Raw genomic sequence first — 7,148 nt, forward strand, 5'->3', positions numbered from 1 at the left:
GGGCGAAGGATGGGCAAGGCTGAATATCATTCCTAGAACCCATCTCAAAATAATCTCAACAATATCAACCTGTACGCAAGCTGTACGAAACCTGTGTAATTCTCGATCTTGTATTCCCATCGCGTCACTACTCTCCGATAATTTTGTATCCACGCGTTGAACCGCTCTACCACCCACCGCCTCTTGTATCGGCGAAGGACTCTCCCATCCTGCGTTTTCTTTCTCGACCTCCCTCTTCTGTGCGGAGCGATGAGCGCGACACCGTAGCGCTCTTTCAACCGCCTATCATGCGGATCGCTGTCGTATGCTTTGTCTCCGACAAGATGAGACGGACACGCTTGCGTAAATCTTTTGGCAAGCGTTTCTTCCACCAAGGTGATCTCGCCTGGAGAAGCAGAGCCCACACTAATGGCGATCGGAAAAGAAGAGTCGTCTGTAATTGCCATGATTTTACAGCCCTTTCCTCGTTTCGTCGGGCCAACGGAGAGCCCCCTTTTTTAGCGCTCGCGAAGGTGCCGTCAACGAAGCAGTCTTTCAAGTTGATCTTCCCTCTCTTTTCAAGATCTTCCGCAAGCATCCTGAGAGCGTCTTCGAACACTCCTCTTTTAGCCCACTCTTGATACCGACGATGCGCCGTTTGGTACGCTCCGTACTTTCTCGGAAGTTCGCTCCACTGCGCTCCGGTCTTGAGTATCCAGAGCACTCCTTCACAAATCTTTTTCTCGCCCTTTCTCTTTCTTCCTCTCGGATCAAGAGACGACGGTCGTTTGAGAAGCGGGAGGACAAGCTCCCACTGTGTTGTTGTCAAATACATGCAAGCAAATGTGATTACTTGTATGCATATATTTTACAACAAATATTTAGAGATGGGTTCTAGGACGTGGAGGTTCACAATTTGTGATGGCCGCCAAACAGGCTGTAAACGGTGGGCGGTGTCTCCCTACCTGACTGCGGGCAATTGCAAGCCTAAGTAGAACCGGATCGCCTTCAGAACCTCAACTACTGTGGCCAAGTCGTCGCGTACAGCATGCTGTTTGACGAACCTATGCAGATGAGCCTTACCGTCGCGCGTGAAATCCCGATGCACTTTGCCCCTCAGCGACATGCTATGAGCGACGGCTCCGGGATAGTCAGAAAGAAAAGCAGCGACGAACTGCTGCGGCAGCAGATCCTCCAACTCCCACTTTAGGCCCTTGTAATCAGCGTTCTGGCGCTCAAAGGTCTTCTGCATAGTTCCGGGGTCAAGGTTGCCCGCCAAAGGCATCGTTGGCCAGAGGCGAAACACGTCTTTGTATTCCAGGATGCTGGTGTCAATAACCCGCGCCAACTTGACCGCCTCCTGGCCAGCCTTGTCGTTGTCAAAAAGCCCGATGAAGCGATAACGTGGACGCCCATTCGGTAAGAGGCAGGTGCGCGCCATGCCCCTCAAGGCAAGAAGCTCACGAATAACACCATGAACGCCCCCACGATCACGCTCGCCTGCCGCCACAATCGCAAGATCTTTGGCCAGGAAGTCGATCCCCGTCCTCTCGCACTCTAAACGCGCTGCCAACCGGAATAATTCGACATCCGTGGTCCCTTCGACCAGAACCGTCCGGGGCCGAATGGCGAAGCCCAGCACCATCGCATAGCGCGCAACGGAATCGAGTTCTTCAGCCATCGGTCCATCAATTGATATTGGTGGGATGGGCGGTTGTCGGGCGAAGGAATGGCCCGTTGTGACCGAAGGAGACGTGGCAAGCAAAGCGAAACGCCGGTTTGACGTCACGAATGCCGTGCTCCTCCGGCCTGAAGGGGACAAGTACATTGCCAAACTCCCGCACGCGCGCCATCGCCCGATTCCCGTAATCGGAGCCGGTGATTGCCTGCACCGTCTGCAGTGCCTCGCTATCGGCGCCATGCAACCAGCGGAAACGCGTCGGCACATGGACGAAATGCTCGCTGTCACGCCAGATCTGTCTCAACGATCGAAATATCCTGTCGCCCTCGACGGCGCGGCCATTCTGAAAAAGAAGCATCGCGTATTCCAGCCGCAGCTGAGGTGTCATCCGGTAATCCGTAGCCTGCAACTGCTCAACGAGTTCCAGTTGCTGCCTGAATGCATGTGGGTGACTAACAGAGGTCAGATCGTAACTCAGGCGAATGACCTGCATGTTGCCTCGGCCTGCAGGATGGGCTAGCGCTTCGAGTGCCCGCACCCGGTTCTCTTCCGGCACGTCCGAGAAATCCATCCCCGACCCGTATTCAACCGCTTCAGCAAGCATCTTCCACGCCTTGACCAAGACATCGATCGCGTGTGCAGGCTCGATATGCTGATCCCTCACTGGTTTTTGCTTGAACAGAATCGCCAACGCCTGATCGGCCAGATTACCGAGCTGCGATTTGCGATAGGCGGCCTCATTCGAGGTAAGTGCCGAAAAGAGGATCCCTAGCGCCTCGATGCAGTGCTCAACCGCAAGCTCTGAGGATGCCCGCGCGTTCGCCAAAAGGTTCTTCACATAGGTTTCGATAACGAAGGCGCTGGTTGGGCTCTCTTCGTACGCCTTGCGCGTGGCGTCGTTCGCCAATCGCCGCAGCTTTATAATTCGCTCGTCGGGGGCCCCTCTCTCTGATTCGACTTGCGCGAGGTCGAGGTAGGCGTTAGCAAGCGAATTGAATAGATTGAGGTTCGACTCTGAACCGGCTGTGTACTCGATGAAGCTCAGTGCGTAATTGATATCCTCAATTGCCACGTTTAGGAGAGCAACTTTGTCATCGTTTTTTACACCATAGAATTGTTCGTCCAGCCTAGCGACCCGGCGTCGTGAGATGGCAGTGTGATGGCGGAAGACTCGGCTGGTGTCGCGCAGCGATCGCGGCATACCGTCGAGCGCGTCCAGTACCTCACGCCAGAACGAAACGAAGCTGCCTCGCCCATGATCCGGGTCGATCTTGAGGATCGACGTTGCGAAATCCTCGCCAATGGACCGATAGGCGCGCTCCCCCAACGCAGGTTTCTGCGATATCTGTCGTAGCAGCAGGAAACGAAGATGCTCTGGGCTTTTGGCCTCGGCAAAGCCCAAGTCGTCGCGCATCTGAAAGTCGTAGAAGAGCGCGTTGATCAGGAACCGTCCCAAGATGTCGTGGACAAGCGCCCAGTACTTGTCTCCGTCTGCCGAGAAGCGTACCAGTCCCAGCGCTGCCAAGCTTGACCTACAGTCTTCCAGCAGGTACGAGATGGGCCAACTACCCTTCGAGGCCGGCAACAACGCCTCCGGCAGGGGGAGGCGCTCCGAACTCAAGGCTGCAATCTCAAGTATGGCGTCCTGGATAATCCGGTCGCCGGCATTTTCCTTGAACGAGCGGTACATCCACTGCTGGATCGATTCCGAGAGGTCGTATTGGCCCCGAATCCAGAAAGATAGGGTGACCCAGAATGCTGAGGTTCCCTCGAGATAGCGGACCGTGTGGTCTTGGTAGAACTGGTCCCATTGCCAGTCCTGCCGCTGCTTGCCGTAGACGCGCAGAAACTGGTTGAGATGGCGGCCGAGCTGACGCGCCTCGTTCTGATCCAAGGTGTGGTTCAGCTTCGCAATCTCTTTAAAGACCGACGTGTTGAAGAAGGACAGCCCCAGAACTGGGCCCGTGACGATCAGGACGCAGAGCGGCCGCCCGGATTTCTCCATTTCGTTTCGGAAGCGGGCCAGCTCACTGTCTCGATACTGCCAGTGCAGGCTGTCGAACACGATTAGCGATGGCGTCTCGTAATGGCGAGAGACGGACTCACGTTTAATATGCTCCGATTGCGCGCGGTCGGGTCCGGCGGCTGATTCTCGATTGCGCGCCATCTGGCTCTCGGCCTCGCGGTGCACGCGGTTCAGGAAATTCGCGACCGTCAGCGCGTCGGGGACGAAGGGCAGCGGCTTTGCGAGCAGAACCGGATACCCCTCTCGCGCGCACTCCCATGCCAACACCCGCGCGAGCGTAGTCCCGCCTGCCCCCTCCTCGGATGAGATATAGGCGACGCAGTTCTCCTCCGACCCGACGGCGTCGAGCTTCTTCAGATAGCTGCTTAGGATCCTCTTGCACTGAACATCGCGGACCCATGGGAGTCCGGCCGCAAAGGGACGCCAAGAATCTTCTGGGTTTTGGAAGAAGGAGACAAAGTCCTCCTCCGAAAGCTCCTCTGGCATGAGTGGCGTGAGATCCCGTTCCTCAACAAGCGAATACCACTCCAAGATCGGGCGCTCGGGCTCGTCAGCTTCGGTTACGTCGATCTTCTGGAAGTTCCCGTGGCGATCGCGCACGCGAATGACGTGCCGATCCTCGGGGTAGACCGCCGCATAGCGCGCCAGGATGTCCTCAACCACCTCGCTGGCGGGAAGGCTCAAAAGGTTTACCGCCGCAACGCCGTCTGCCCCCTCAATCCAGTTCCCCAGGATTTTGCCGGCACTGGCCGCATCCGAGACGAAAGTGACGTACGACCGAAACCCGGAAGACCACAGATCCTTCAGATCCGGCGGAACCGGATCTTCATCAGCGGAAATCACCAGGATCTCTCGCGCGCCCGATCGCCGCAGATCCTCCAGCATCGTCATCCGCCTCAGCCGGCTTGCGAAATCGGACCCGGCCGTGGTAACCGTTCGGCCGCTCAGAAGATAGATCGGCAGGCACCGCTGCGGCAATTCGATACGCGAGGGATCGCTATCGATGATCTGGACGAAGCCCCGCTTGCGCGTCATGGGGTCGCTAAAGCTCGCCGCCCCTTCCAGCGCCTTGATCAGCCCTGGGTCGTAGATCTCGGAGAAGACCAGTCGCCAAGGGAGCCCCAGAAAGGCAACGAGCGCGTCTTGACTAGGCAGATCATTGGGCAGGCTGTGAACCCAAAGCACAACGTCCCGATTTTCGAGGTTCGACAATAGGTTGTCGGGAACCTCATCAATGAAGATCAACTTCTTCTCGATCACATCACACCCCCTACATGGTGGCGTAGCCGTGCCGCGATCTTGGTGAACTACTCAGCGCTGCTTCTTTGGCAGACCTACCCACAGACGCTTCCCCGGCAACACGCCGTCGATTGCTGGAGTTCACAACCCGCACATCCGTCACGTGCACATTCACGACCCTCGGCGCAGCTCTGGATAGTGCCGGCTCGGGATAAACTGGCATCTCTTGCGCACCGGCTTGGGACTGACGACCAGTTCTTTTGCGATACTCCAACAAACCTTGTGACATAAAGCTTTTTTTCGACATGCTAAAAAGAATTTTCCGACAAGTGGCTAAAATGCTTGACACGAAATGCGCTGTATGTATACTAGAAAGCAGGAAGTTGTATTTCCAGGGAGAGGAAGGTAACCATTAAATGGTGATAGAGTAAACGATGCCATAACTGGCCACAACCCACAGGAGTACAACATCATGCGAAGTACGAGCACCTTGAGGACATTATACAAAACGACCGCCATTGTTACGACCAGCGACGACACCGCGAACCACGCCGTTACGACCGCCGAGCCAGCCAGCGACATCAGCTAGCCAAGGGCATCGGACCATGTTCTGCTCAGAACATGACTAATGTCGGAAGCAGAGATGAGGATAGGATTTCCCCACTTGAACCCCGGATCGGGCGCAACAGGACAAAGACCACGAACGGCGTGGTCTTTTTTAATCCCCCACTTTCCCTTTGCATTTATGTTCAGAGTTGACATTCTAGTGGTATCCGGAGAAAGACCAGGTTGGAGGACAGTCCCACGTCGTCTTGCCATGTTGTACCCTCCAATTGGCTGGATGCAACCCCCAGCCTTAATACCTCACCTTTAAACGTCGGGCTATCCTCCAGCCTCGTCTTCCGCGGGTTCATAGAATCGCGTGGTGGCAATGTTGGCATGCCCGAGCCACTCCTGCACCTTGGCGATGTCGGCCTCATGGTCGAGCACGTTGGCGGACCGCCGTGACCCGCCCTCCAGGCTCTTCTCTCCACCAAGGCGAGCACATGCGCGTGTGGACGGTACGAACCCTGCGCATCCCCGTGTGGTTCTCCCACTATCATACCACTTCCTCGTAGCCATCAAGAGCTCTAGGAGCCCGTTCGGGACGTCTCTGAGAAGATGGCTCGGTAAGTTTTCCCTGCTCTGGGATGAGGAGAGTTGGTTCCACCGCGCGAGAACCATGCCTGCCAACGACCGCCAGCGGTCGCGCTTCCTACTCCCCCGAGCCTGGACTTCACGAATGACGATGACGCCGGATCTTGTTTGGTGGATTGGTCACGCCCATGGTGTCGTCGTGAACCTTGAGGCCCATGGCCCTTGTTCCTCTATCGCGTGCTCAAATCCGATAGCTAACTGCGCATCATTATTGGGTTCGCTGATAATCCGTAAGCAACCCGACCAGGATAATTAGGATGCCGGCCACGATATAAAAAACCTGTGCAGGGGGACCAAAACCAAGGATAAAAGGCAGCATAACCAAAACGGGACCGACTATGCGCTCTACCCACCCGTGGACCGTAAAAGGAAGTAGTTTGAAAGCGCCAAGCGGAAAATCGGTTACCAGGGTCATGGCAAGGTGAATTCCGGCCAGGGCATAAGCAATTGTTCCTGCTATGCCGGTCAATCCGATAAGGGCCGGCGCGAATAGAAAGAACACGACCACTGCGTAATCGATATATCCATGTAGAGTTGGTGAGAGTATTTTCATGCCTCTGCTCCTCATCTTCGTAGTAGGTGGAGTTGCCCGTTACGTGGACACTTCATCTTTTGGAGGGAGACTCCATGATGTCAGTCGGTAAATTATAGTACCCCTAAAGCCAGGTGGCAAGTTCTGTTCCTCATTCCTCACTCTACGTTGGCGACGGATGCTATGACTTCACGATCTGCGCGGCTGGCGTTCATCTCGGTGGCGCATCTCTACAACCTGCGGGCCGCCGCTGGCTACCGGGCGCGCCGCCAACTGTGGGCCAAGACCCGTCCAACCGGCATCGCGATCGGGGAGCGCCGAGAGCCCCGCAGCCGGATGGCCACCCCGGCTACCTGCGCATCGACAGCGTCCACCAGGGCGATGAGAATGGGGTGAAGGGCATTTATCACATCAACGTTGTGGACTGCGTGACCCAGTGGGAAGGCGTGGCCACCTGCGAGAGGCTTTCCGAGGCCTATCTGCTGCCGGTGATC

The 7,148-nt window shown here is 56.3% G+C and carries 5 protein-coding genes and 1 pseudogene; 1 reads left to right on the forward strand and 5 read right to left on the reverse strand.

What is annotated here, in order from left to right; genetic code table 11:
- Positions 1 to 44: 44 nt before the first annotated feature.
- The 5 genes and pseudogenes from M3461_21895 to M3461_21915 all read right to left on the reverse strand — a co-directional run bounded on the left by M3461_21895 (position 45) and on the right by M3461_21915 (position 6,675).
- Positions 45 to 814, reverse strand: a protein-coding gene (locus M3461_21895) for an IS5 family transposase (GenBank protein ID MDQ3776809.1) whose coding sequence is annotated in 2 segments (ribosomal slippage) — positions 45 to 487 and positions 487 to 814 — 771 coding nt in all. Because the reading frame shifts where the segments join, the coding sequence is not laid out codon by codon here.
- A 126-nt stretch (positions 815 to 940) separates the two neighbouring features.
- Positions 941 to 1,660 carry a hypothetical protein gene (locus tag M3461_21900; GenBank protein MDQ3776810.1) on the reverse strand — a complete coding sequence of 240 codons (720 nt, stop codon included), beginning with the start codon at positions 1,658 to 1,660 and terminating at the stop codon, positions 941 to 943.
- Between the two features lie 7 nt (positions 1,661 to 1,667).
- Positions 1,668 to 4,946 carry a hypothetical protein gene (locus M3461_21905; protein MDQ3776811.1) on the reverse strand — a complete coding sequence of 1,093 codons (3,279 nt, stop codon included), beginning with the start codon at positions 4,944 to 4,946 and terminating at the stop codon, positions 1,668 to 1,670.
- Between the two features lie 848 nt (positions 4,947 to 5,794).
- Positions 5,795 to 5,936 (reverse strand): annotated as a pseudogene (locus tag M3461_21910) (integrase).
- 394 nt (positions 5,937 to 6,330) lie between these two features.
- Positions 6,331 to 6,675: a hypothetical protein gene (locus M3461_21915; protein ID MDQ3776812.1), complete on the reverse strand. Its 345-nt coding sequence runs from the start codon at positions 6,673 to 6,675 to the stop codon at positions 6,331 to 6,333.
- Positions 6,676 to 6,929: 254 nt separating this feature from the next.
- On the opposite strand from M3461_21915, the gene M3461_21920 reads away from it, so the two are divergent.
- A partial coding sequence (locus M3461_21920; GenBank protein ID MDQ3776813.1) for a hypothetical protein occupies positions 6,930 to 7,148 on the forward strand: 219 nt, incomplete at its 3' end.

This window comes from Pseudomonadota bacterium, assembly GCA_030860485.1.
GTDB lineage: Bacteria > Pseudomonadota > Gammaproteobacteria > JACCXJ01 > JACCXJ01 > JACCXJ01.

Coding starts and splice junctions, on each gene's coding strand:
- M3461_21900 (MDQ3776810.1), bottom strand. CDS start 1,660: ATGGCTGAAGAACTCGATTCCGTTGCGCGCTATGCGATGGTGCTGGGC.
- M3461_21915 (MDQ3776812.1), bottom strand. CDS start 6,675: ATGAAAATACTCTCACCAACTCTACATGGATATATCGATTACGCAGTG.